This window comes from Serratia sp. (in: enterobacteria) (assembly GCF_051654945.1).
Classification (GTDB): domain Bacteria; phylum Pseudomonadota; class Gammaproteobacteria; order Enterobacterales; family Enterobacteriaceae; genus Chania.
The window spans coordinates 343,319-367,929 of sequence record NZ_JBOFZA010000081.1 but is presented as its reverse complement, the minus strand read 5'-3'; the positions used below and the strand labels follow the sequence as shown (position 1 = coordinate 367,929).

Below are 24,611 nucleotides of genomic sequence, written 5' to 3'. Positions count from 1 at the left end.
ACTTGGACAGGCGATATTTCACCCACTTTAACCATGAGACGCTCAAATGCTGAAACTTGATGCCCAAACCACCGCCCTGGTCCTGATCGATCTGCAAAACGGTATTTTACCTTACGCCGTTGGCCCGCACAGCGCCAGCCAAGTGGTGACCCATGCTGCCCATCTTGCCGGCCGTTTCCGCGCGCTGAATGCGCCGGTGTTTCTGGTACGGGTTGGTTGGTCTGATTCTTTTGCCGAAGCGCTTAAACAGCCAGTAGATAAGCCTTCTCCTTCACCGGTCGGTGGATTGCCTGCATCCTGGTGGGAATTCCCGCAAGAGTTGGCGGTACAAGACAGTGACATCCTGATCACCAAACGCCAATGGGGGGCATTCTATGGCACCGACCTCGACCTGCAATTGCGCCGCCGTGGCATCAAATCGGTGGTATTGGGTGGCATCGCGACCAATATTGGCGTGGAGTCTACCGCACGCGCGGCTTGGGAACATGGCTATGAACTGGTGATCGCCGAAGATATGTGCAGCACCTACAGCGCCGAGATGCATCAGTTTGCCTTCGACAATATCTTCCCACGTATCGCCCGCGTACGCAGCACCAGCGAAATCCTGGCCGCGCTTTGATTATCCATTCGCTATCTTGGCTTGAAAGGCCATAGCGACAACGGTAAATTTTATACCCTATGGATTTCGAGTTGTAGCTAGGCGACAAGCTATCTCATCCCCAGGAGCTTACTTTTAGTAAGTGATTGGGGTGTGATAGCGCAGGTAACAACGCTACAACTTGAAAGACGACGGGTATAACAGGGAAGATGAGCGTTTGATATATATTGGCCTACCGCAATGGCAGCATCCCGCCTGGAACCGCATTGGCTTACGCGATCTGGCGGACTACAGCCGCTACTTCAACTGCGTGGAGGGTAACACCACCTTCTACGCTCTGCCGAAAGCGGAAATTGTGCATCGCTGGCGCGACATGACCGGCGATGACTTCCGTTTCTGCTTTAAATTCCCCTCACTCATCAGCCACAAAGCGGCACTGCGCAACTGTGAAGCCGATATCAAGGCGTTTTATGATTGCCTGCGCCCTATTGAAGGACGTATCGGACAGCTGTGGTTACAATTGCCAGCAGCCTTTGCGCCCGAGCATCTGGGCATTCTGTGGGCTTTTCTCGATGCCTTACCGGCGGAGTTTACCTATGGGGTTGAAGTTCGGCATCTGGAGTTTTTCGCCAAGGGCGATGCGGAACGCCAACTGAACCAGGGATTACATCAACGCGGCATTAATCGGACCATCCTGGATAGCCGGCCGCTGCACCACGCCAAACCGCATAGCCCGGCGATCCGCGATGCGCAGCAGAAAAAGCCCAAGCTGCCGGTGCACGCGGTGCTGACGGCCAACAATCCGCTGATCCGTTTTATCGGCGGCGACGTACTGGCAGACAATCAGCGCTGGTTTGATTCATGGCAACAGCGGCTGCCCGACTGGGCACAGCAACATCAGCCTTATCTGTTTATTCACACGCCAGACAACAGCGATTCACCGCAGCAGGCGCAAAAAATCTGGCAAGGACTACACGGCATTATTCCGAATTTAGCCGCGCCACCGGACTGGCCAGAGCAGGAAACCTTGTTTTAACCGATTAATCCGCTGGTTCCTATCGGATATTTCCTCGCGACAGTCGCGATGATGGCAGTTATGATGCTCGTTGCCAGATTTGGTGACGAATGGAGTTAAAAATGGTAAGCGCGCTCTATGTGGTGCTTGGCGCATTGTTGTTGATCAAACTCTCTTATGACGTGGTCAGGTTGAGAATGCAGTACCGGGTCGCCTACGGTGACGGCGGGTTCTACGAACTGCAAACCGCAATCCGCGTTCATGGTAACGCCGTGGAGTACATCCCGATTGCCGCCATCCTGCTGGTGATCATGGAGATGAACGGTGCTGAAGTCTGGATGGTGCATCTGTGTGGTTTGCTGCTGATGGCAGGCCGGCTGGTTCACTATTACGGTTTGCGCAACCGTGAGGTTCGTTGGCGCCGTTCGGGTATGGCGGCCACCTATATTTCCTTGATACTGATGGTGATAGCCAATATCGTTTATTTGCCGTGGGACATCATCTTCAGCCTGCACTGATATCCCCTCTGTTCAGGCGGCCACGCCGCCTGCTTCTGCCTGCTGCGCTTTTCTGTTAGTATACGCCCCTTCGAATTCTGACCTGATTTGCCGCTATGCCAAACCGCGATACTCTTTTTTCCGCCCCGATCGCCAAACTGGGCGACTGGACCTTCGACGAGCGCGTTGCTGAAGTCTTCCCAGACATGATCCAGCGTTCCGTTCCAGGCTACTCCAATATCATTTCGATGATTGGCATGCTGGCCGAACGCTTTGTTCAGCCACACAGCCGGGTGTATGACCTTGGGTGTTCCCTGGGCGCGGCCACGCTATCGATGCGCAGGAACATCAGCGTTGCAGGTTGTCAGATTATTGCGGTCGATAATTCCCCCGCGATGGTAGAGCGCTGCCGCCGTCATCTGGATGCGTTTCGTGCCGATACGCCGGTCGACGTCATCGAGGCGGACATTCTGGACATTACCATCGAAAATGCCTCGATGGTGGTGCTGAACTTCACACTGCAATTCCTGGAACCGGCCGACCGTTTACGCCTGCTTGAACAGGTTTATCGCGGGCTGCGTCCGGGCGGTGCCTTGGTGCTGTCAGAGAAATTCAGCTTTGAGGATGCGGATGTCGGTGAGCTGTTGTTCAACATGCACCACGACTTCAAGCGGGCCAACGGCTACAGCGAATTGGAAATCAGCCAGAAGCGCAGCATGCTGGAAAACGTAATGCTGACCGACTCGGTCGAAGCGCACAAAGCACGGCTCCAACAGGCCGGGTTTGAACATGCCGAAGTCTGGTTCCAATGTTTCAATTTCGGCTCGTTGATCGCGCTGAAATCAGGAGAAACCGCATGATCGAGTTTGGTGATTTCTACCAGCGTATTGCTAAAAGCCCACTCAGCCACTGGCTGGACACGCTGCCAGCACAAATCAGCAGTTGGCAGCGTGAATCGCTGCACGGCAAGTTCAAACAATGGTTCAACTCGGTGGAACATCTGCCAGCCCTGACGCCAACCCAGCTGGATTTACTGCATGGCGTACGCGCACAGATGGAGCAGCCGCTCTCACCTGGCCAGCTCGAAGGCATAGAGAAAATGCTGCGCACGCTGATGCCATGGCGCAAAGGGCCATTCTCGCTGTACGGCATTGATATTGATACCGAATGGCATTCCGACTGGAAGTGGGATCGAGTGCTGCCACATATTTCCCCCTTGGCTGGCCGTACTATTCTGGATGTGGGCTGCGGTAGCGGTTACCACCTGTGGCGCATGGTGGGTGCCGGAGCACATCTGGCGGTAGGCATCGATCCGATGCAGCTGTTCCTGTGCCAGTTTGAAGCGGTGCGTAAACTGCTGGGTGGCGATCAACGCGCCCATGTGTTGCCGCTGGGTATCGAACAATTGCCCGAACTGGCCGCTTTCGACACCGTGTTCTCGATGGGCGTGCTTTACCACCGTCGTTCCCCGCTGGATCACCTGTATCAGTTGAAGAACCAACTGGTTTCCGAGGGGGAACTGGTGTTGGAAACACTGGTGGTGCCAGGTGATCGTCATCAGGTTCTGGTACCGGGCGATCGCTACGCGCAGATGCGTAACGTCTACTTTATTCCGTCGGCGGAAGCGCTGAAGGGCTGGCTGGAGAAGTGCGGGTTTGTCGACGTCAGAATCGCGGATGTCTGCCCAACCAGCACCGAAGAGCAACGCCGCACCGACTGGATGACCAGTGAATCATTGGCCGAGTTCCTCGATCCCAACGATCCAGGCAAAACGATCGAAGGTTATCCAGCGCCGATCCGCGCCGTGCTGATTGCCAACAAGCCCTAAACTTACTGTAGGGGCAACTGCGATAAGCCACCGCAGCCGGTTACATTTTATCAAGATTTAAACTTGTGGCAGTGGCTCTGGGTTAACTAGAGTTAACATGTTGGTATCGCGCCAACACCAGTGAAACCGATTGAGTCTTTTGGCCCTGAGCACCTCTACCCTGTTCAGGGCTTTTTTTGCGGCGAGGTAATAAGCCCCGACATGCGGGGCTTCAACGTCACCGTTGAGCGATCAGGCGCTCATTGAAGGGGTCAGCATGACCAACCCGTTCTTCATCGCTTCTACCGTTTCACCATCCACGCAGTAATGGCTAAATTCATCAAACTCACTATCGGCGCACATGGTGACGCCAGCCTTACGGTAACGCATGGTGGAAGGCACCGAATGCCCAGCCGAGCTGTGCAATTCCTCAATACCGATATCCACAAACTTATGCATATTGCTTAACCGCACGCCAGCCCCTGCCATGATCACCGGCCCCTGGCTGGCATGCAGCAGATCGCGTAACAGTGGCAAGCCCAGTTCGGCATTCTGTTGCTGCCCGGAGGTGAGAATACGCGCTACGCCTAGCTGCGTAAGCTGCTCCAGCGCCACCATCGGGTTTTGACACATATCGAACGCACGATGGAAGGTCACCGCCATATCTCCGCTCAACTTCATTACCTCACGCATCCGCGCAAGATCGATATGCCCTTCATCGTCCAACATGCCGATGACCACCCCGGCAAATCCCATCTCGCGGATTTGCGCGACGTCGTTCTTCATAATCTCGAAATCAACGGCGCTGTAACAAAAATCGCCCCCGCGCGGACGTACTATTGGATGAACGGGTATCGTTACCCGCTCCCGCGCCTGGCGTAACGAACCAAAGCTCGGCGTTAATCCGCCCTCACTCTGGCTGGCACACAATTCTATGCGGTCAGCACCCGCAAGTTCTGCTGTCATGGCACAGTCGACGCTATAGCAACAAATTTCCAGCTTCATTCTTGTTACCCCCAGATAACGGTCAAAAATGCTCCAACAGAGGGTTACCCATCGCCCTGTAGGCCGCAGGATAACAACCTGATAGCGGTATTAACGGCACAAGGTGCTAACTATGGCACCCAATTTGGATTAATGGATAGATCGCAGTCACAATGGCGGTGTTAAGTGGAATAAATAACGCCAACGCGTCATTTCCACCGATTATCCCGCCATTGACATAGCCCACGGCTAAGCACGTTCGCTGGCCACGATGTCACGAATATGATGCGGATGGAATTTGATGGTAACAATACCGTCGCTGATCGCCAGAGTCGGATTGGCCAGACGCTCACCTTCGCCTTTTGGTGAACTTTGCTTGAGTTTGATACCCGGCAGCAGCAAGGCTTCATCCGCCAGATGATCCAGAGCGCGTGTATACAAGGTGGCGGGATCGCCGCTTAATACCAGTTCCACATGTTCCCATCCTTCGTGCGGGTAGCGCTTCTCGCCAGGGTACGGCAGCTCAATACAATCGATCTGCCAAGGGCCGACCTTCATTGGTTCGTGGAGATCAAACAGGCAAATCGGCCTGCCATTAATCATCGCTTCCGAAAGCAGCGTTCCGCATTGCAACAACCCCTGCCGCCAGCGATCGGCAGTGCTGTTCTGATGGCAACGCAGTGAGATATGGTCAGCGCTGAAGTTGGCCAGCTCAAGCTGCAACCGTTGCGCAAACTGCTCCAGCGCCAGTTCAAAACGAGGTAAATCCAACGACAGGTCGTTGAGTTCAGCGATCGATGACAAAGTAGTCATAAGTTTCTCAGGCTCTCCAGGATGTTTGGCAGGCCGATAATCTACACGTCGAATGGTCTGGAGGCTATGGTTCAGAGAATAAAAATCTAACTGATAAACATAATGTTGTCTCTTTCACCCCACAGCCTATTTTCATCCGAATGATCCTTTTTTATGCATGATAAATGCAAGAATCTTCTTATTTTATATTTAATCAAATTCAAGAAGCTAAACTTAAGTGAATTTAATGTTTTCTTCATTTTAACCACCTATAACAACCCATCAATCGAGATTAAAAAAGTTCAGAACGAAAAATGTAACCATGTGTTTTTATGACAAAAAAAATGAAATAATGCGAGTAATCCTAAACAGACCCTGGGTAATTGATTAGATGGCGTTATTACGTTAGGTTAGATGAGCATTTGATTTCGGATAAATAAACATGACCCTTTTAGGCATCTCCATTGTGTTAATAGCCATCGCTGGCTACGCGATTTATCGCCATTACAGAACTCGCCAGAATAGTGTATTACGTTCTGGCCGAGGTAATAAAAAGCGTTAACTGTTCCTCTATCCGCTCCCACCAAACCAATGACCGCGGATGGTTTCCTTCACCTGTTTACCTTTTTTGTCTTCAATTTTTCCCTATCTTTCACCCTGCCAGCCCGCGTCAACTACTGACGCGGTGCCGTCAATCGGTTACAATTGCAGGCTGTTTTGTGGTTGAGCGACACCCCCGTTGTGCGGTGTCGACCCCGTTGTCCTGCAAGTTGCGTTGGCAGTCTAACGGTGTAAGCCACCTTTTGATCCGGAGGGCGTACTTCACGGCCCTCGTTTGTCATTTAAGGTAACCCGGTGAATATTCAGGCTCTTCTATCAGATAAAGTCAGCCAGGCGCTGATTGCCGCAGGTGCGCCTGCCGATTGCGAAGCTCAGGTTCGTCAGTCCGCGAAAGCACAGTTTGGTGATTATCAGGCCAACGGCGTCATGTCCGTTGCCAAACATCTTGGTATGCCGCCACGACAACTGGCAGAGAAAGTCGTGCAACTGCTGGAGCTGGGTGAGATCAGCAGCAAAGTAGAAATTGCCGGTCCGGGCTTTATCAATATCTTCCTGAACAGTGAATGGGTTGCCCGCCAGGCCGACGCCACGCTGGCCGCGCCCAAGCTGGGGATTGCCCCGGTTAAACAGCAAACCATCGTCATCGACTATTCCGCGCCCAACGTGGCAAAAGAGATGCACGTGGGCCATTTACGTTCCACCATTATTGGTGATGCCGCCGCCCGTACTCAGGAATTCCTGGGTCACAAAGTAGTGCGAGCCAACCATGTGGGCGACTGGGGTACCCAGTTCGGCATGCTGATCGCCTATCTGGAAAAAATGCAAAACGAACACGCCAGCGATATGGGGCTGTCGGATCTGGAGCACTTTTACCGCGAAGCCAAGAAAAACTACGACGAAGACGAAGACTTCGCCCTGCGTGCCCGTGGTTACGTGGTGAAACTGCAAGGCGGTGACGAATACTGTCTGAAGATGTGGCGCAAGCTGGTCAACATCACCATGGCGCAGAACCAGCTGACCTATAACCGTCTGAACGTCACCCTGACCGAAGATGACGTGATGGGTGAAAGCCTGTACAACGCCATGCTGCCGGGCATAGTAGCCGATCTGAAGGCCAAGGGGCTGGCGGTAGAAAGCGAAGGCGCTACCGTAGTTTTCCTGGATGAGTACAAAAATAAAGACGGCGATCCGATGGGCGTCATCATCCAGAAGAAAGATGGCGGCTATCTGTATACCACTACCGACATCGCCTGCGCCAAATACCGCTACGAGACGTTGGGTGCCGATCGCGTACTTTACTATATCGATTCGCGTCAGCATCAGCACCTGATGCAAGCCTGGACGATTGTGCGCAAAGCGGGCTACGTGCCAGACTCGGTTTCTCTGGAACACCACATGTTCGGCATGATGCTGGGTAAAGACGGCAAGCCGTTCAAAACCCGTTCTGGTGGTACTATCAAACTGACGGACCTGTTAGATGAAGCGGTTGAACGCGCCAGCAAGCTGATTGCCGAGAAGAACCCGGATATGCCTGCCGATGAAATACAGCAACTTGCTAACGCGGTAGGCATTGGCGCAGTGAAATATGCCGACCTGTCGAAAAGCCGTACCACGGACTACATCTTCGATTGGGACAACATGCTGACCTTCGAGGGTAACACCGCGCCGTATATGCAGTATGCCTATACCCGCGTTGCTTCGGTGTTCAAGCGCGCCGGCGTGGATGAAAGCAACCTGACGCTGCCATTGGTGATGACCGAAGAGCGTGAAGTTGCACTGGCAACTCGCCTGCTGCAGTTCGAAGAAACCCTTACCGTGGTTGCCCGTGAAGGTACTCCGCACGTGATGTGTACCTATCTGTACGACCTGGCGGGGCTGTTCTCCGGCTTCTATGAGCATTGCCAGATCCTCAATGCCGATAGCGAAGAAGCTCGTCAGAGCCGCCTGAAGTTGGCCCTGTTGACCGCCAAGACGTTGAAAACCGGTCTGGAAACGCTCGGGATCGAAACCGTCGAACGTATGTAATATGTAGGGGCACTGCATGTGCTCCCATCCAGCCTTTGTCATCGATCTGAAAAAGGTCGCGTTAGCGACTTCAGGTTGCTGACAAAGTTCTAACCTGACGGTCGGAACTTGATTCTAATAAAGCCAGTGCAAATAATGGACTGGCTTCCATATTTAACAAACTCTCACTCATCAGTACCAATTTGAACTCATGCTCCTTGATGTTAATGATACCCCCAAGGACTTCTGATATGTACCATTGATACTATCATTAACCTTGCTTCTCCGCGCTGTTGGCTCGTGCCTCAATAGCCAGGTTGTTGGTTAGCCCGGAGAAATACCGGGCTAGAATACAAAAAGTAGAATTTATTTAAAATGGCATTCCGTTATTCTGTTAACCATTCTTTAATATTTCTATCAGTTTACGTTTGATTAGACTCTTCTCAATTTCCCCATATGGGGTCAGACGATCCCATGTTACCTCCTACACAAGTCCCGGAACCTGTTGCTACAGAAATACCTGGGCCATAAAAACCACCAGGTAATGAACAACTATAACCTAACCCATCCATAACTCCGGCCCAAACCCCTGCAGCACCAGTTTCCCATTGCCCACTACCACCACCACTGCCACCAACGGACATCAATTCAATTTCATCTGTTATTTCTCTTAACACTAAATCATGATATTTATTCATTACTTATTTCCCTTATTCGTTTAACAACAAGGTTAATGTTATTGCTCACATATTCAATTGTACTAAGATAAATAATGTTTTTTTTCTCAAAACCATTACGATAGAACTGGAAGCGTATTCCGGGTGCGCAAACCAGCAATTGAGCATCTTGCTCTATAAGTTTCTCTATATCTGATTCAGTATCATCCCGTATAACGATCCAGTTGAGATTTTTTTTATTTAAATAATCCTGCAGAACTGAAATGTATTTATCTTCTTTGTAGAAACCGAACAAACCGCCACCTGCACCTTGGATAGGAGACCGACCAAATGTCGGGCTGGGTCTGTAAATAAAGTAAATTTTTTTACTTACCATTGTCATCCTTATAATTTAACGTATTTATACTGTTCAAGTATTGATTAACAATTTCCGTGGAGAATCCATTATCCCTAACACTAAGCAATAGCTTTCTTGCCTGTTTCACCATTCCGATCTCATTAAGATAAAATGAAAGTGCAGCATCAATATGTAAACCCTCTGAATGAACCATTCCCTCATGGACTTTTTTGTTTTATAGTCTATAATTTCTTTGATTGACATTCTACATTTGCATTTCCATTTGAATAACTCATAAATAAGTTTATAGTAAAAACCATTGCTATTATCAGGAATGATAGTATCCATGAGATCAATCACCTCATAAAACTCGTTATCATTATCCATCATACTTAGTTTTGCTTTCGCCATCAGATCAAGGATGGAAAAGGTATAGGCTTCCATCTTTATATTGTTCATGTTTAACGTTTCTAACTCATTGCATTTTATCGCTTTCTCTAAATTTTTATAAATCTCATCGGGTGGAGTCCCCTCGAAGCAGTCTCGGTAGTAAAAAAATTTCCAACGAAGATATAAAGGCTCTTTAGATAAATTTTTTATATTAAGCCGTTTATTTCTATTATATTTTCACTTGGATTTTACAACATCATAAGTATATCCATCGTGATTAATAACAATATCAACACTAATGTCAGTTACCCTATTTTTGTCTTTTCGCCTTAACTCTTCATGGACATATCCAAAATAGTAAAACCCTCCATTATTAGCAAATCCTCTTCGTATGGTTTTTGATATGTCACCATCGTGATTTTTAATTTTTGGGCAAATAGCAATAAAGTTTCTATTGCTATTTTCATTTATTTTTGTAAATACTTTTGAAACTTCATGCTTTGAAGAAACAACATATTCATCTGCGTCAACAAAAAAAATATAATTGGAGAGTGACTTGCTTATGGCTAAATTTCTTGGCTTTGAAAAACTATCTCTCCATGCTGTATGAAATATTTTAACTCCATCCGTTAAATAGCCATTTAATATTTCAAGCGTATTATCCGTTGAACCTGTATCAACAACGATGATTTCTTGAAAAAGTGGAAGTAAGCTGTCGATACAGCGAGCAATACAGCGTTCTTCATTTTTGACAATAATCGCCGCTGCCACTGTCACGTTGCTTTCAAGGTCATTCATTCAAGCCTCCCTTTACCGATTCCTATCGTCTTTCCGTAGATGATATCTATTATCATTATCAGTAACACTGTAAGAAATACACGTGGAATTGCATTTTAAAGTAAAAAAATGTGATGCACTTCATGTTTTTACGTTTTTTTCTAACAGAAAGCACATCAGCAACAGCTATTCTGACTTATAAAACCACTATCCTGCTAACGTCGAACTTGCCCTCCTTGATAAACACACACCCAAATTAATATTGGTTAAAATACACTATTTTAAGCAAAGCGATTTAGATCCTAGCGAGAGTCACATTCGCAATTATTAGCTTATTTAACTCCCTGTCCTCCATCAAAAAATTAAGCTTTCGAAGTTTTTGATTCTACATGTTCAATATGGTGTATGTGAAAAGATAATCCGTATGTATTAACTAGATATAATAGAGTTACCGCCAACATCTTTTACAGCAATGGCAAGTGACATTAGTTATGATTTACATAAGCCTCAGGCCGCGTTAGCGGCCTCATATTGTAGGCAAAGTGGCAATGTTGCTAATTGATGGGGATCGAACATGTTCGACCATCGGGGGAATATTTACAGTCTAAGGTCGCGTTAGCGACCTTTATGTTATCTGGGGATTGGTGGTGTGAAGTTAGTCCACCCGCCGAGCAAAGTCACGAGGGCGGAACCCAAGTAGCCCCAACACCGCAAAGTAGGTCACAATTCCCGCCGCGACCACCACCGACAAACGCAGCAAACGAGCCAGCATATTGCCCTGATCCCATTCAGGCATCAGCCACATCACGCCAAGCAATACCGCTGCCATCACCAGGACGGCGACCACCAGCTTGAACAGGAACATCGCCCAGCCGGGTTGCGGTTGGAATATATCCTGCTTGCGCAGTTGCCAATACAGCAAGGAAGCGTTCAGACAAGCCCCCAGACCAATCGACAGCGAAAGCCCGGCATGCTTGAGCGGGCCAATAAATATCAGATTCATCACCTGAGTCAGGATCAGCGTAATTATGGCGATCTTGACCGGCGTTTTGATGTCCTGACGCGAGTAGAAACCCGGTGCCAACACTTTCACCACGATCAGCCCCATCAGGCCGACCGAATAGGCTACCAGCGCGCGTTGGGTCATTGCCGCATCAAAGGCGCTGAACTTGCCGTATTGGAACAGCGACACGGTGAGCGGCTTGGCCAGAATGCCCAGAGCGATGGCGCTCGGTAACGCCAACACAAAGCACAGACGCAGGCCCCAATCCATCAGACGGTTATATTGTTCGTGGTTACCGCTGGAGAAGCTTTTCGCCAGGGACGGTAACAGGATGGTTCCCAATGCTACACCCAGCACCCCAGACGGAAACTCCATCAGGCGGTCGGCATAATACATCCACGAAACCGAGCCGGAGACCAGGAACGACGCGAAAATGGTGTTGATGATCAGCGAGATCTGGCTGACAGAAACCCCCAGAATGGCGGGCCCCATTTGGCGCATCACACGCCATACGCCAGCGTCATTCAGCTTCAGGCGCGGCAAGACCAGCATGCCGATTTTCTTGAGGTGCGGTAATTGATAGCCCAATTGCAGCACGCCCCCCACCACCACCGCCCAGGCCAAAGCCAGCACCGGCGGATTGAAATACGGCGCGGCAAACAGCGCAAAGCCGATCATGCTGACGTTCAACAGCGTCGGCGCAAAGGCCGGGATGGAGAATCGGTTCCAGGTATTGAGGATCGCCCCCACCAACGAGGCCAGTGAAATCAGCAGGATATACGGGAAGGTGATACGCAACAGCGACGAGGTCAGGGCAAACTTATCCGGCGTATCGACAAACCCCGGGGCCGTAATGAAGATCACCCAGGGTGCAGCCAACATGCCGATCACGGTCACGACCGCCAACACCAGTGTCAACAGCCCGGAAACATAGGCGACAAAGGTGCGGGTCGCCTCTTCCCCCTGCTGGCTTTTGTATTCCGCCAGGATTGGCACAAACGCCTGGGAGAAAGCTCCCTCCGCGAAGATGCGTCGTAACAGGTTGGGCAGCTTGAACGCCACAAAGAAGGCATCCGTCGCCATCCCTGCCCCAAACACGCGTGCCACGATGGCATCACGCGCAAAGCCCAGCACCCGCGAAAACATGGTCATCGAGCTAACGGCTGCCAGTGATTTAAGTAGATTCATGTGGTTTTTCTGATGTGTACGACTGGTAAATATCAACGCCTGCATTGGCAGGCGTCAGTGGAGTGGCGTTAGTCTACGGATCCACGCCGGTAATAGCTACCGTCATATGTTACATGGGGTTAACTGGCATCCCGCAGCATTTTCTCGATCAGTCGCTGGGCGTAAATGGCCTGTTCCCCAGAGATTTCCGGTACGGTCTGGTTGCTGACGGCCTGAATAAAATGATGCACTGCACCGGCAAAACCGCGTTGCTCCAGCGTGGTTTGCCAACCAGGGGCCGGTTTCTCGACGATACCTTGCTGGTCTTCCCGCAGCCATTGGCGCATATCGTTCAGTTGGTAGACTGCACCAGAGGTGACAGCCTGCACGCTCTCCCGTTGACTACCGGCGCGGCGGTGCATGCTGGTGGTAACGAGGGTGTCGCCACAGGCAAAATGGTGTTCCGCGTAAAGCATCTCGCCCACTTCGTTAGCGCGCAGTTGCCCACTCTGCAAGCTGGCGTTACCGTCCGCCAGCCAGAGTGCCGTATCCACTACGTGCAGATAGTCATCCAGCAGGGTAAACCGCAGATCCTTTGGCCCCACGCTATCGGCACGATGTTTATCCATACGGATCGAGGCTGGTAACTGCATCTGCTGTTTCAACTGACGATACAGCGGCGCAAAACGGCGGTTGAAACCTACCATCAGCGCCAAGCCTTGTTTTTCAGCCTGTGCGATTAACTGCTCGCTTTGCTCCAGGGTTTCCGCCAGCGGTTTATCAACATAGACATGTACGCCCTGCGCCAGCAGTTCACCGACCACCTGAAAATGACTGGCGGTACTGCTGTGCACGAACACTGCATCACACTGTTGCGCCAGACTATCGAGGCGAGAAAAACAGGGCATGCGATAGCTGTCGCAGACTGGCTGAGCCTTGTGCTGATTCGGTGAGAAGCCGCCGACAAGCTGCCAGTCTGCCGCTTGCGCGAGGATTGGCAGGTAGGCTTTTTGCGCAATGCCGCCTAAACCGACCACCCCAATACGTAACTTACTCATGCTGACCCCGCGCCAAAAGTTGCTGAAACTGTTGCTTTAATTCGGCGACTTCGGCTTCCAAGCGTGCAACCCGCTCCGCCAGTTCGCCATTATTGGCTTCTTCTGCCTCGGCTGGTGCTGCCTCAATCTGGCCGCTGAACAGGTGCATAAACCGGCTTTCACGCTTGCCAGGTTCACGCGGCAGGCGCACCACGAAGGGGCCGTCCTCACGGGTCGTCAGCTGTTGCAGAACTTCTTCCACTTCGCTGACATCGCTGAACTCATGCATCCGATTGGTGCGGGTGCGCAATTCGCCCGGCGTCTGTGCACCGCGCAATAACAGGGTCGCAATCACCGCCAGTTCCGCTGGTGACAGTTTCAGCTGACCAAACTCGGAGTTGCAAAAACGCTGCTCATACTTCACGACGCGGTTGCCAAAGCCACTTAAGGTGCGCAGGAAGTGTCTTCTCAGCAGCAAATCAAGCTGCTGCTGCACTTCGCTTTCCGACAGCTCCATCACCGGTTCGCGGTTGGTTTTTTGATTGCAGGCAAGCGTAATGGCGTTCAGCGAAAGAGGATATTGGTCAGGTGTCGTCACCTGTTTTTCCATCATGCAGCCGATCACTCGGGCTTCTTTGGCGTTTAATTCATATTTCATGGTTACGGCCTCAGCGTGGTGGTAGCCACTCTTTATTGGTCAATGCGGTCAGCACATGATCCTGCCACTGTCCGTCGATCAGCAGGTAATCCTTGGCATAGCCTTCACGTTCAAAACCCAGCCGGGTCAGTAAGCCACCGCTGCGGTGGTTGTGCGGCATATAGTTGGCCATAATGCGATGCATCCGCTGTTGGCGCTGCATATACCGGATAGACGTTTGCAACGCCTCGTACATCAGCCCCTGCCCCTGCCACTTTTCACCCAGGGAATACCCCAGGAAGCAGGCATGGAACGAACCGCGCAGCACATTACTGAAATTGGCCACGCCACACACTTGATGTTCTTCCGGATCGAGCAGGATAAAATAGTAGGCACTGCCCTGCTTTTGCATTTCCGTGATCATACCCAGGCGAGCTTGCCAGCCAGAGGGGTAACAGTGACTATCATCGCGTACCGGCTCCCAGGGCTTGAGGAACGCCCGGTTTTCGGCATAGTATTCGGCCAACCGGTAGGCATCGCGTTCGTGAACTAAACGGACGACCAGCCGGTCGGTGGTAAGGCGTACTTTCGGTGATGCAGAGCGATAGCCAAACATCATTTCCCCCGCGGTCAGAACGGTTCGATAAGAAGTATTGATTGGGGCAACGTCTGAACGGCCAGGCGTTAGCTCGTAGGGCTCATGGCAGACTATTGGCGCAGAGCCGCGTATTCCCCCGGTAATATAACCGTAGCCTGCCCGGCAGGTAAGCCCCCAGGCGTTCAGTAAATAGCCAGTTAGTCGTTTTACTCATTTTTAAGTGTAGTTTTGCCACTCAGGTAACGTATTGACGATTAAAAAATATTATCTATTGCCCCCCTATCAGCCGCCGCATATTGGGTAGAGAATAACCGGGTATACCCGTCGTCTTTCAAGCTGCAGCGTTGTTACCTGCACTATCTCACCTTAGTCACTTACTAAAAGTAAGCTCCTGGGGATGGGATAGTTTGTCGCCTAGCTGCAGCTTGAAACCCATAGGGTAGCGTCTTTCTCTCCTCTTGATTGCTCATGGTGAAGCATGTCTCTGGTATCACAAGCTCGGAGCTTGGGTAAGTATTTTTTATTGTTTGATAACCTGCTGGTGGTTTTAGGCTTTTTTGTCGTCTTCCCACTTATTTCTATTCGCTTTGTCGATCAACTTGGTTGGGCGGCAGTGGTTGTGGGGCTGGCATTGGGGTTGCGTCAGCTTATTCAGCAGGGATTGGGGATCTTTGGCGGGGCGATTGCCGACCGTTTTGGCGCCAAACCGATGATCGTCACCGGCATGCTGCTGCGCGCGGCAGGTTTTGCCACCATGGCCATGGCCGATCAACCCTGGATACTGTGGTTTTCCTGCGCCCTGTCCGCCATTGGCGGCACCCTGTTCGATCCGCCCCGCACCGCGTTGGTAATCAAGCTGACTCGCCCGCACGAGCGCAGCCGTTTCTACTCCCTGCTGATGATGCAAGACAGCGCAGGCGCGGTGATCGGTGCGTTAATCGGCAGTTGGCTGCTGCAATACGATTTCCATTTTGTCTGCTGGGTCGGGGCCGGTATTTTCGTGCTGGCTGCGGGCTGGAACGCCTGGCTGTTGCCTAATTACCGCATCTCCACCATACGTGCACCGATGAAGGAAGGCATGATGCGCGTACTGCGCGATCGCCGCTTCCTGACCTACGTATTGACGTTGACCGGCTATTACATGCTCTCCGTGCAGGTGATGCTGATGCTGCCGATCGTGGTTAACGAGATCGCCGGTTCGCCGTCGGCGGTCAAATGGATGTACGCCATCGAAGCCGTGCTGTCGCTCTCGTTGTTGTACCCGCTGGCCCGCTGGAGCGAAAAGCACTTCCGGCTGGAACAACGCCTGATGGCTGGCTTACTGCTGATGACCCTCAGCCTGCTGCCGGTCGGCTTTGCCACCAGCCTGCAGGCGGTGTTTACCCTGATCTGCTGCTTCTACCTGGGGTCGATCATCGCTGAACCGGCCCGCGAAACCCTGAGCGCTTCACTGGCCGACTCACGGGCGCGCGGCAGCTATATGGGCTTTAGCCGCCTGGGGTTGGCGCTCGGTGGCGCATTGGGTTATACCGGTGGTGGCTGGATGTATGACACCGGGAATGCGATGGGTAGACCGGAATTGCCTTGGTTCCTGCTGGGGCTGGTGGGCTTTATTACGCTGTTCGCTCTATACTGGCAATTTAATCCACGTACTGCGGCCCCCGCGGTCCTCCGTGGTGGCTGATTTTTGCCCGGACGCATCCTTTATGCCCTGTCTCTGGCGACCAAGCATCTCAAAATTGCTATTCTGAGAGTACAAAAAACCGCGCAGAAAGGCTTATGATGGCGCATCATCCCACAACAACGGCTGTTGGCTAAACCCGACAACAGGAGCATGCATGAAACTGTTTATTTACGATCACTGCCCATTCTGTGTAAGAGCCCGCATGATTTTCGGTCTCAAGAATTTGCCCGTTCGTCTGGTGACCCTGTTAAGCGATGACGAAATCACTCCCACCAGCATGATTGGCAAGAAAATGGCGCCGATCCTGCAAAAAGACGACGGCAGCTATCTGCCCGAAAGCATGGATATCGTGCATTACGTCGATACGCTGGACGGTAAACCGCTGCTGACAGGGAAAACCAATCCGGCGATCGCCGCGTGGCTGCAACACACCGCGACCTACGTCAACAAACTGCTGTTACCGCGCTTTGCCAATGCCGATTTCGAAGAGTTCGCCACTGACAACGCACGCCGCTATTTCAGCGACAAAAAACAGGCGGCCAGCGGTGACTTTGCCGTGTTACTGGCCGACAGTGCCGATCTGATCGCCCAGTTGGAAGAGGATCTGGCCACGCTATCTCCGTTGATCAAGTCAGTGGAAGCGGTCAATGGTACCCTCAGTGAAGATGATATCCTTCTGTTCCCGGTTTTACGTTCACTGTCTATCGTGGCCGGTGTAGCCCTGCCGGACAATGTGGAAGCCTACCGTAACCGTATGGCGCAGCGCGTTGATGTTCCGTTACTGTTCGATATGGAGCAGTGATCGCTACGGCGATAAGGGAGTAGCGCGCAGATGTTAAAAATGGTTTTTGTCACCGCTCGTGACCGTGCCCGGCTGCAAGAGATCTCGTCCGTGTTAATCCGCTACGGCTTGCAGGACGTGATCAGGCTGCTCGGGTTAGGCAAGTTGCTCGGTGGTCTGAGCAGCGGTGGTGCTGAGGGCGATTTTCAGACATTGCCAGAACGCCTGCGCGCGGCCCTGGAAGCCCTGGGGCCAACCTTTGTTAAATTCGGCCAGATCCTGGCCACCCGCACCGATTTGCTGGAACAGCGTTGGACCGACGAGTTGGAGCGCCTGCATAGCCAGGCTACTACGCTCCCCTGGGAAAAGCTGTCCGCGCAGATCACTGCCGATCTGGGGGGCGACCCTCAGCAAGTGTTTGCTCAGTTCGACCCGATCCCGCTAGCCGCCGCTTCCATGGCGCAAATCTACCGCGCCCGCTTACAGAGTGGCGAGTCCGTAGTGGTCAAAGTATTGCGCCCGGGCTTGGCCAAAACCATTCATGCCGACCTGCGTCTGCTGGCCTACCTGGCAGAAACCGTCGAGCAGCAAAGCCCGGCGTTGGCACGTTATCGCCCACACCAGATGGTGCAAACGCTGGCCACTGCGCTTAATCACGAGCTTGACCTGACGCATGAAGGTCACAATTGCGATCGGGTAGCGGAACACTTCGCCAAGCAGCCTGAAGTGGTGATCCCGAAAATTTATTGGCAGCACTCGTCAAAACGCCTGTTGGTGCAGCAATTCCTGCCCGGCATCGCGCCCGAAAATCCGCAGCAATTAGCCGCCGCCGGTTTCGACGGCCCGTTGTTGGCACAGCGGGGTGCGCAGGCCTTTATGACCATGGTGCTGGAACATCGGCTTTATCACGCCGATCCTCATCCCGGTAACGTGATGGCCTTGGGTGACAACCACGTGGGGTTTATCGATTTTGGCATGGTTGGCCAACTGTCGGAACGGCGGCGTAATCAGCTACTGCTGTTGCTGCAAGCCATTGCGGAGCGGCAAAGCGACGGTATCGTCAATACGCTGATCGCCTGGTCCGATAATCAGGAGTTGGATTTGATCGACCTGGAGCAGGCCGCGCAAAACTTTCTCGATAAGCAGGCGTCGACTACCCTGACGCTAGGCAAGGCTCTCACCGACCTGTTGGTGATGGCCCGCGAACACCAACTGCCGTTGCCCCCCGATCTGGTGCTGTTATTCAAGGCGCTGATCACGGCGGATGGCGTGTTACACCGTTTGGATCCCGCCTTCGATATCGTCGCTACCCTGAAACCCATGTTGCATCAGGTGATGCTCCAGCGTTACACCCCGGAAGCGCTGCGCCGCCGTGCGTTATTACTGGGTGGTGAGGCGCTGGATGCCGGAGAGGAACTGCCACAAGCCATTCGTTTGCTGATGCGCCGGCTAAAGCAGGGCAAGATCGATGCCGAAATCAACGTCAAGAACCTCAGCCAACTCAGCAAGGCACTGGAACGCTCGGCGGTAACGCTGGCTATTGCGATCGTGACGGCAGCCTTCGCCCTGGGGCTTGCCCCCTATCTTATGCGCTCCACTAGCGAGCTATGGGGCATTCCACTGTTCCCGGCGCTAGGCGGGCTAACCTGCCTGGGGGGCGTGGTGCTGTTGGTATGGCGGCTGCGGCGATAGGCAATTTCAGCCTTATCCGACACGGTAAAAAGCCCTTTGCGCCACGTCATCTGTTATCCTGCACCCCAGAAATTTTTCTTTGCTGGCAGTTAGGTTGCAAGATTTAAATTGCCGCATTTCCGTTGTCCGTTTTACGAGGTTTGAATGAAGAAGATCCTGATGGGCGTAGCCGCCCTGGTATTTGCCGGTACGCTTATCGGCTGTAACCAGCTTACCCAATACAGCGTCAGCGAGCAGGAAGTGAACAATTACCTGCAAAAACACAATGACTACCAAAAGCAGATCGGCGTTCCGGGGTTGGTTGATGCCAATATCGTATTGACCCAGTTGCAGAGCCAGATTGGCCGTACTGAACCTAATAAGGTGACACTGTCTGGCAATGCCAAGGTCAATATCACCTCGATCCTCGGCCCACAGGCCGCAGATTTACAGCTGACGTTGAAGGCACAACCGGTCTACGACCCGGAAAAGGGCGCGATTTTCCTCAAAGATATGGAGTTGGTTGATTACCAGGTGCAACCGGAGAAGATGGATACGGTGATGAAGGCGCTGTCGCCTTATCTCAATCAGTCGCTGAAATCCTATTTCGATCAGAAACCGGTCTATGTGCTGAACCCGGATAACAGCAAAACGGAAGCGCTGGCGCGCAAACTGGCTAAAGGGCTGGAAGTGAAGCCGGGTCAGTTGGTGATCCCGTTTACCGACTAATCGTTACGGGCGCAGTGCATGCTTGCTGCGCCCTCAATCATTTACTGTTCTTCGTCCTGCCCTTCTTCGCCTTGCTCATACTCTGCTAGCTCATCACACATGGCCGCAATGGCATGACGCGCAAGCTCTGCCAGCGTACGGTAAAAACCGCTGGTGGCATGTGCCTCGACCTTACCCAGGAAACGGCCACACCAAGGCAGCAAGAACTCATTAAACAGCGTGATTTGCGCCTGAATTTCGTCTTCCTGCGACTGATCTTCCAACCATGAAGCGGCCAGCAATAGCGAACCGAAATGATCGGCTGGCGCATCGCCTAATGGCATTCCACGCTGCTGGAGGAATACGCGGACGTCCGCTTCGCTGGCACCTTCCACATAGGCTGAGCGCAGCGGTGAGACGCTGCATTCGCTGCCAACAAACAGCGCGTTAAAATCGCTGGCTAACTGCGGATCGGTACAGTGCTGCTGCAGACGGGCCAGCAGTTCGTCCTGCTCGAGTGGCCAATGCTGTTGCAGTTTGCCCTCTTTAATCAGGGTAAACAGCGGCTCCAACAGCGGATCTTGCGGCTGGCGGTAAAACAGCGTGCCCAACACCCGGCAGACAACGGAAAACTCATTCATGATCAAACCCTATACAAACAGATAATTTGCCGTGACGATGTCACAGATCGGCTAATTCCGCAATTGCTGGTCTGCCGCGCTGCTCAAGAAAATTCAGGATCCGGCGCGGTGATACATTCAAAATGCGTTCCTGCGGGAAATTCACTTCCTCAATGATTCGCTCGCAATGTTCAAAAATACCGAGCGCAAAAGCAACGTGCGAGTCAGAGCCTAATGCCAGCCAGCCACCAGCATCACGCACTGCCGCAGCGATCGCACGGCAGTTCGATTCACTGCCCTTGCGGGAATGCATAAACGAGGAGTTGTTGAGTTCCAGCGCCACCTGATACTTCGCCGCCGCTGCGGCGACTGCCGGGATATCGACCGGATATTTGGGGTTGCCCGGATGGCTGATGATATGCACATCGCCCTGTGCCATGGCGGCAATCATCGCCTCGGTATTGGCGGCCCGGTCCTGCGGTGCAAACACCGGCTCATGGAATCCGGCAATAATCAGATCGATTTCGTTCAGCATGGGTCCGGTGCAGTCGATATCACCGGCCAGATTTTTGATATTGGCTTCAATGCCGCGCAGAATGCCAACGCCATCCACCAGACGTGGCCACACACGCATGTTCATAAAGTGCCAGTAGTGTGGCGCATCGGCCATATCCGGCCCGTGGTCGGTGATGGCGAACAGTTTGATGCCCTTGTGCTTCGCTTCGGCGATATAGTCGTGCAGGGTGCTATAGGCATGGGTGCTGGCAACGGTGTGCATATGTAAATCAACGGGGTACATTCTTTCTCCTTCTTAGGCGCTCGCCGGGGTGGGTCAGCAGATGGCGGGTCGGTCCTTGCTCATCATAGCAGTTAACGCCGCTATCAACATGTTGGCGGGTTTAGATAGCATCAATAGCCACGCTGAATATCGACGACGCCAGCAGGCTGCTCACCCGCCTCAAGCCGCAGGATATTGGCGCAAACCTGATCCATAGCCTGCTCCGGCAAGGTGATAGCAGCAATATGCGGGGTAATGGTGACACGCGGATGACGCCAGAAGGCATGGGCGTGGGGTAAAGGTTCGTTGACGAAGACATCGAGCATCGCAGCCGCCATTTGTCCTTGCTCCAACAACTCCAGCAGATCGTCTTCCACCAGATGAGCACCGCGGGCAATGTTGATCAGATAAGCCCCAGGTACCAAACGACTTAATAGCTGGCGGTTGAGAATACCCGCCGTTTCTGGCGTATTAGGCAGCAGGTTGATCAGCAATCGGGTACCATCAAGAAACGCCGCCAGTTGAGGCTGCCCGGCAAAACTTTGTACGCCATCGATCTGCTTGCGGCTACGGCTCCAGCAACGAACATTGAAACCCAACGCCGCCAGCTTTTGCGCCACGCTTTTGCCCAACACCCCTGCCCCCAGAATGCCGATGGTAAAATCATTCTGTTGATGAGGTTCGAGTGGCGCCCAGTTTTGCTGCTGTTGCTGCAACTGATACTCATCAAAACGGCGGAAATAGCGCAATACGCCAGCCAGCGCATATTCATCCATTTGCTGCGCCATGCCGGTATCTTCCAGCCGGATCAGCGGCACAGCTTCCGGTAGGCTGCCGGGATGCTGGCGTTCCTGTTCGAGAATGGCATCCACGCCTGCCCCCAGGGCAAAGATCCCTTTCAAATCGCGGCGGTTGGCCAGCATTTCATAAGGTGGCCGCCAAACCAGCGCGTAATCCGCCGGGCGATTGTCCCCTGGCTGCCAAGCCCGGATATTTGCCTGTGGCAAGCGTTTTGCCATTCCTGCCAGCCAATCTTGCGCATCAAAAAACGAGTGATAGAAAATGATATTCACTGCCGGTTCCCTTACTGGGTGGATTTTTCCCTATCCTTCCGTGCTTCGCCGATTGATGCAAGCATAAAGTCACGGCGGGTTGGCGCTGACAGAGCAAATTATCGTGCGACAAATCAGCAGATTGCTGGAAGTTTGGCTAAACGCACGCGGTTATGGCACAAGGCTATTGACGCTGGCATAGGATTCTCCTACATTAGCGCCCGTTGACAGCGTAAAACGTTGCCAACGACAAAACGGTGAGGTGTCTGAGTGGCTGAAGGAGCACGCCTGGAAAGTGTGTATACGCGTAAGTGTATCGAGGGTTCGAACCCCTCCCTCACCGCCATATTACAAGAGAAAGTCTGAACTCACGTTCAGACTTTTTTTTGCATATTCCCCACACTGGGAGGGGTGAGAAGCCTCGACAGGGTTCGACAAAATGGCTCGCAAAGCAGAGGCATTTTGGACGGCCGACCGGCCGCCCGCAGGGTGAGCTTGCGAATCAAGCCCGACCTCACCGCCATCTTAAAATAAGAAAGCCTGAATTCACGTTCAGGCTTTTTTGCAGGTTCCCCTCACCCCAGCCCTCTCCCAAAATACAGATCGAGTGTCATATTTACACCGCACAAGGGAGAGAGAGCTGGTACTGAGCTGCGGTCGGATACGGGAGAAAGTTGTAGCACGTTCAGTCCCCTCTCCCTTTGGGAGAGGGTTAGGGTGAGGGGCATCACGGCACGTACTTTTTCTTCACTGGCAAACATTAGAACTAATGTTGAGACTTTTTTGCATACACAGCCATGATAAAACGACTTCACGGCTGACGACTAAATCAGCTTAGCCTCCCTAAGCTCACTCTTCAGATAGGCATAATAGATAGGTGCAGCTACCACCCCTGCCAAACCAAACGCCGCCTCAAACACCAGCATCGCCAGCAAGATCTCCCAAGAGTTGGCTTGGATTTTAGTGCCGACGATACGTGCATTGAGGAAGTACTCAAACTTGTGGATCACAATCAGGTACAGCAGCGCAATCAATGCCACCCCGAGTGACACCGACAGCCCAGAGATGAACACAATGGTATTGGAGATCAGATTACCGATCACCGGCAGCAGACCAAAGATAAAGGTAAACACCACCAGCGTTTTCGCCAGCGGGATATGGATCCCGCACAGCGGCATTACACCAAGGATAAAGATGGCCGAGAAGAAGGTATTGATGGCCGAAATTTTAACCTGAGCAAACACAATGTTGCGGAACGCCTGCGATAGCAGCGAAACCCTTCTCATCAGCTCACTTTTCAGTAATGGCCGATCCTCGCTTTTATCAACGTTATACAGTGAGATAATGGCACCGAGCACCATGCCGATCAGCATGGTCACCAGGCCATGCAGTACACTCTTGCCCATGGTCTGCAACAGCGCGATATGCTGTTGTAGCCGGCTCAGCATTTCGTTTTTCAGCTCTTCCACGCTCAATGGCAGATAGCCCGGCATATACTTCACCACCTCCTGCTGGACATCCTGCAAGATGACCGCAATACGGGTGTTAATACCGGTAAGATTACGCATATCCTGCATCAGATAGCCGACGATACTCCCCACAATGGCGGTCAACAGGCCGACCACCAGCGTGCTGATCACCGCGACAACCAACCATCTGGCCCGATGGCCGCCAATCACCTTCTGAAAGTGCGGCGTCAGGATATTGACGATCTCATAAACCAAAAAACCTGCCATAAAGCAGGTAAGAAGATGCAACGGCAACAGCAACAGGATCCCCCCCATCACAAAGATGAAGCTGATTATCCTGGCCTGTTTTAAATTCATTAACTGCATTGTTACTCGCTTATCCCTGAGGGGATAGAAATTTTAAGTTCCTGTGCCAGCCCGGCAACAAGTGCCTTACGTTGCTTTTCGTCCCTAAGTTGCTGGCCTCCCTTGTCAGGAGAAACATATCAAAAATAGGCAATTACACAATTTAAATTACAGTCTGTTTTTTGTCGTTCCCAAGCCTGCTTGCACAGCATCCGCCGGTTACAGGCGTTCAAATGAGAAAGCCTGAATTTTCACTCAGGCTTTTCCTCTAATACCCCTCAGGTTCCGCAGGGTGGCTATCCCCCAAAATATGCGGCGATTTCACAAACACCCCTTTCCAGGGAACCGACCCCCTGTTCACCAGAAAATGCGCCTCGCCAGGATCACACTGCAACACATCCCCCTCGCCCAACAGTTGCATCTCCCCTTCCAGATACAGGCACACTTCACCGCTCAACGTATAGAACACCTCGCAAACCTCGTTGTGGCGGTGATTTCTGAATGACTGCCCAGGTTGTAACACCACGACGCCCATATCGCACATCGGGCCACGGATCAGGTATTTCGGGCCATTGTCGCCAAAGCGATAGTCGTGAGCCATTTCATTGGTTTTGATCATGAG

General features: G+C 52.2%; 24 protein-coding genes and 1 tRNA gene. 11 read left to right on the top strand and 14 right to left on the bottom strand.

What is annotated here, in order from left to right:
• Positions 1-46: 46 nt before the first annotated feature.
• The 5 genes from ACRDCA_RS18135 (at position 47) to cmoB (ending at position 3,938) form a co-directional block, all read left to right on the top strand.
• Positions 47-619 (top strand): hydrolase, encoded by a 573-nt coding sequence (locus tag ACRDCA_RS18135; RefSeq protein ID WP_438690785.1) that lies wholly within the window; start codon positions 47-49, stop codon positions 617-619.
• A 199-nt stretch (positions 620-818) separates the two neighbouring features.
• Positions 819-1,634 carry a DUF72 domain-containing protein gene (locus ACRDCA_RS18130; protein ID WP_438691005.1) on the top strand — a complete coding sequence of 272 codons (816 nt, stop codon included), beginning with the start codon at positions 819-821 and terminating at the stop codon, positions 1,632-1,634.
• A 101-nt stretch (positions 1,635-1,735) separates the two neighbouring features.
• Complete coding sequence (locus tag ACRDCA_RS18125) at positions 1,736-2,131, top strand: MAPEG family protein (RefSeq protein WP_024528726.1); 396 nt, start codon at positions 1,736-1,738, stop codon at positions 2,129-2,131.
• 95 nt (positions 2,132-2,226) lie between these two features.
• Positions 2,227-2,970, top strand: coding sequence for a carboxy-S-adenosyl-L-methionine synthase CmoA (cmoA, locus tag ACRDCA_RS18120; protein ID WP_438690784.1), 744 nt, complete (start codon positions 2,227-2,229; stop codon positions 2,968-2,970).
• A complete protein-coding gene (gene cmoB, locus ACRDCA_RS18115; protein ID WP_438690783.1) occupies positions 2,967-3,938 on the top strand; it encodes a tRNA 5-methoxyuridine(34)/uridine 5-oxyacetic acid(34) synthase CmoB in 972 nt (323 codons plus the stop codon). Before cmoA ends, cmoB begins: the two co-directional genes overlap by 4 nt.
• A gap of 231 nt (positions 3,939-4,169) precedes the next feature.
• Here the strand turns inward: cmoB and cutC are convergent, their stop codons facing one another.
• Both cutC and ACRDCA_RS18105 read right to left on the bottom strand, forming a co-directional pair.
• Positions 4,170-4,922 carry a copper homeostasis protein CutC gene (cutC, locus tag ACRDCA_RS18110; RefSeq protein WP_438690782.1) on the bottom strand — a complete coding sequence of 251 codons (753 nt, stop codon included), beginning with the start codon at positions 4,920-4,922 and terminating at the stop codon, positions 4,170-4,172.
• Positions 4,923-5,150: 228 nt separating this feature from the next.
• Complete coding sequence (locus ACRDCA_RS18105; RefSeq protein ID WP_438690781.1) at positions 5,151-5,714, bottom strand: VOC family protein; 564 nt, start codon at positions 5,712-5,714, stop codon at positions 5,151-5,153.
• An 834-nt stretch (positions 5,715-6,548) separates the two neighbouring features.
• On the opposite strand from ACRDCA_RS18105, the gene argS reads away from it, so the two are divergent.
• Positions 6,549-8,279 (top strand): arginine--tRNA ligase, encoded by a 1,731-nt coding sequence (argS, locus tag ACRDCA_RS18100; RefSeq protein WP_438690780.1) that lies wholly within the window; start codon positions 6,549-6,551, stop codon positions 8,277-8,279.
• 422 nt (positions 8,280-8,701) lie between these two features.
• On the opposite strand, the gene ACRDCA_RS18095 is transcribed toward argS, so the two are convergent.
• The 7 genes from ACRDCA_RS18095 to rimJ form a co-directional block, all read right to left on the bottom strand.
• A complete protein-coding gene (locus ACRDCA_RS18095; RefSeq protein ID WP_438690779.1) occupies positions 8,702-8,956 on the bottom strand; it encodes a hypothetical protein in 255 nt (84 codons plus the stop codon).
• Entirely contained in the window at positions 8,949-9,311 is a 363-nt protein-coding gene (locus tag ACRDCA_RS18090; protein WP_438690778.1) for a nitrogen fixation protein NifS, read from the bottom strand. The genes ACRDCA_RS18095 and ACRDCA_RS18090 overlap by 8 nt, the downstream gene beginning before the upstream one ends.
• Before the next feature lie 588 nt (positions 9,312-9,899).
• Positions 9,900-10,460 (bottom strand): glycosyltransferase family 2 protein, encoded by a 561-nt coding sequence (locus ACRDCA_RS18085; protein WP_438690777.1) that lies wholly within the window; start codon positions 10,458-10,460, stop codon positions 9,900-9,902.
• A 634-nt stretch (positions 10,461-11,094) separates the two neighbouring features.
• Entirely contained in the window at positions 11,095-12,630 is a 1,536-nt protein-coding gene (gene murJ / locus ACRDCA_RS18080) for a murein biosynthesis integral membrane protein MurJ (protein WP_438690776.1), read from the bottom strand.
• 119 nt (positions 12,631-12,749) lie between these two features.
• Positions 12,750-13,667: a Gfo/Idh/MocA family protein gene (locus ACRDCA_RS18075; RefSeq protein ID WP_438690775.1), complete on the bottom strand. Its 918-nt coding sequence runs from the start codon at positions 13,665-13,667 to the stop codon at positions 12,750-12,752.
• Complete coding sequence (locus tag ACRDCA_RS18070; protein ID WP_438690774.1) at positions 13,660-14,304, bottom strand: YceH family protein; 645 nt, start codon at positions 14,302-14,304, stop codon at positions 13,660-13,662. Before ACRDCA_RS18070 ends, ACRDCA_RS18075 begins: the two co-directional genes overlap by 8 nt.
• A gap of 10 nt (positions 14,305-14,314) precedes the next feature.
• Positions 14,315-14,899, bottom strand: coding sequence for a ribosomal protein S5-alanine N-acetyltransferase (rimJ, locus tag ACRDCA_RS18065; RefSeq protein WP_025121089.1), 585 nt, complete (start codon positions 14,897-14,899; stop codon positions 14,315-14,317).
• 460 nt (positions 14,900-15,359) lie between these two features.
• Here rimJ and mdtH point away from each other — a divergent pair, with 460 nt between their 5' ends.
• The 4 genes from mdtH to ACRDCA_RS18045 all read left to right on the top strand — a co-directional run bounded on the left by mdtH (position 15,360) and on the right by ACRDCA_RS18045 (position 19,746).
• Entirely contained in the window at positions 15,360-16,565 is a 1,206-nt protein-coding gene (gene mdtH, locus ACRDCA_RS18060) for a multidrug efflux MFS transporter MdtH (protein ID WP_438690773.1), read from the top strand.
• 154 nt (positions 16,566-16,719) lie between these two features.
• Positions 16,720-17,367: a glutaredoxin 2 gene (grxB, locus tag ACRDCA_RS18055; RefSeq protein ID WP_438690772.1), complete on the top strand. Its 648-nt coding sequence runs from the start codon at positions 16,720-16,722 to the stop codon at positions 17,365-17,367.
• Positions 17,368-17,397: 30 nt separating this feature from the next.
• Positions 17,398-19,038, top strand: a complete 1,641-nt coding sequence (locus ACRDCA_RS18050; protein ID WP_438690771.1) for an ABC1 kinase family protein — start codon at positions 17,398-17,400, stop codon at positions 19,036-19,038.
• A 144-nt stretch (positions 19,039-19,182) separates the two neighbouring features.
• Complete coding sequence (locus ACRDCA_RS18045) at positions 19,183-19,746, top strand: lipoprotein (RefSeq protein WP_438690770.1); 564 nt, start codon at positions 19,183-19,185, stop codon at positions 19,744-19,746.
• A 41-nt stretch (positions 19,747-19,787) separates the two neighbouring features.
• On the opposite strand, the gene ACRDCA_RS18040 is transcribed toward ACRDCA_RS18045, so the two are convergent.
• From ACRDCA_RS18040 to ghrA, 3 genes are all read right to left on the bottom strand, one after another.
• A complete protein-coding gene (locus ACRDCA_RS18040) occupies positions 19,788-20,366 on the bottom strand; it encodes a TorD/DmsD family molecular chaperone (protein ID WP_438690769.1) in 579 nt (192 codons plus the stop codon).
• A gap of 40 nt (positions 20,367-20,406) precedes the next feature.
• Positions 20,407-21,144 (bottom strand): phosphatase, encoded by a 738-nt coding sequence (locus ACRDCA_RS18035; protein ID WP_438690768.1) that lies wholly within the window; start codon positions 21,142-21,144, stop codon positions 20,407-20,409.
• Positions 21,145-21,254: 110 nt separating this feature from the next.
• The gene (ghrA, locus tag ACRDCA_RS18030) at positions 21,255-22,196 is read right to left on the bottom strand and encodes a glyoxylate/hydroxypyruvate reductase GhrA (RefSeq protein WP_438690767.1); all 942 of its coding nucleotides are present in this window, start codon (positions 22,194-22,196) and stop codon (positions 21,255-21,257) included.
• Positions 22,197-22,431: 235 nt separating this feature from the next.
• Here ghrA and ACRDCA_RS18025 point away from each other — a divergent pair.
• A tRNA-Ser gene (locus tag ACRDCA_RS18025) sits at positions 22,432-22,521 on the top strand.
• A gap of 478 nt (positions 22,522-22,999) precedes the next feature.
• Here ACRDCA_RS18025 and ACRDCA_RS18020 read toward each other — a convergent pair.
• Complete coding sequence (locus tag ACRDCA_RS18020) at positions 23,000-24,010, bottom strand: AI-2E family transporter (RefSeq protein WP_438690766.1); 1,011 nt, start codon at positions 24,008-24,010, stop codon at positions 23,000-23,002.
• A gap of 247 nt (positions 24,011-24,257) precedes the next feature.
• On the bottom strand, positions 24,258-24,608 hold the full coding sequence (locus tag ACRDCA_RS18015; protein WP_438690765.1) for a cupin domain-containing protein: 351 nt from the start codon (positions 24,606-24,608) through the stop codon (positions 24,258-24,260).
• Between the last annotated feature and the right edge of the window lie 3 nt (positions 24,609-24,611).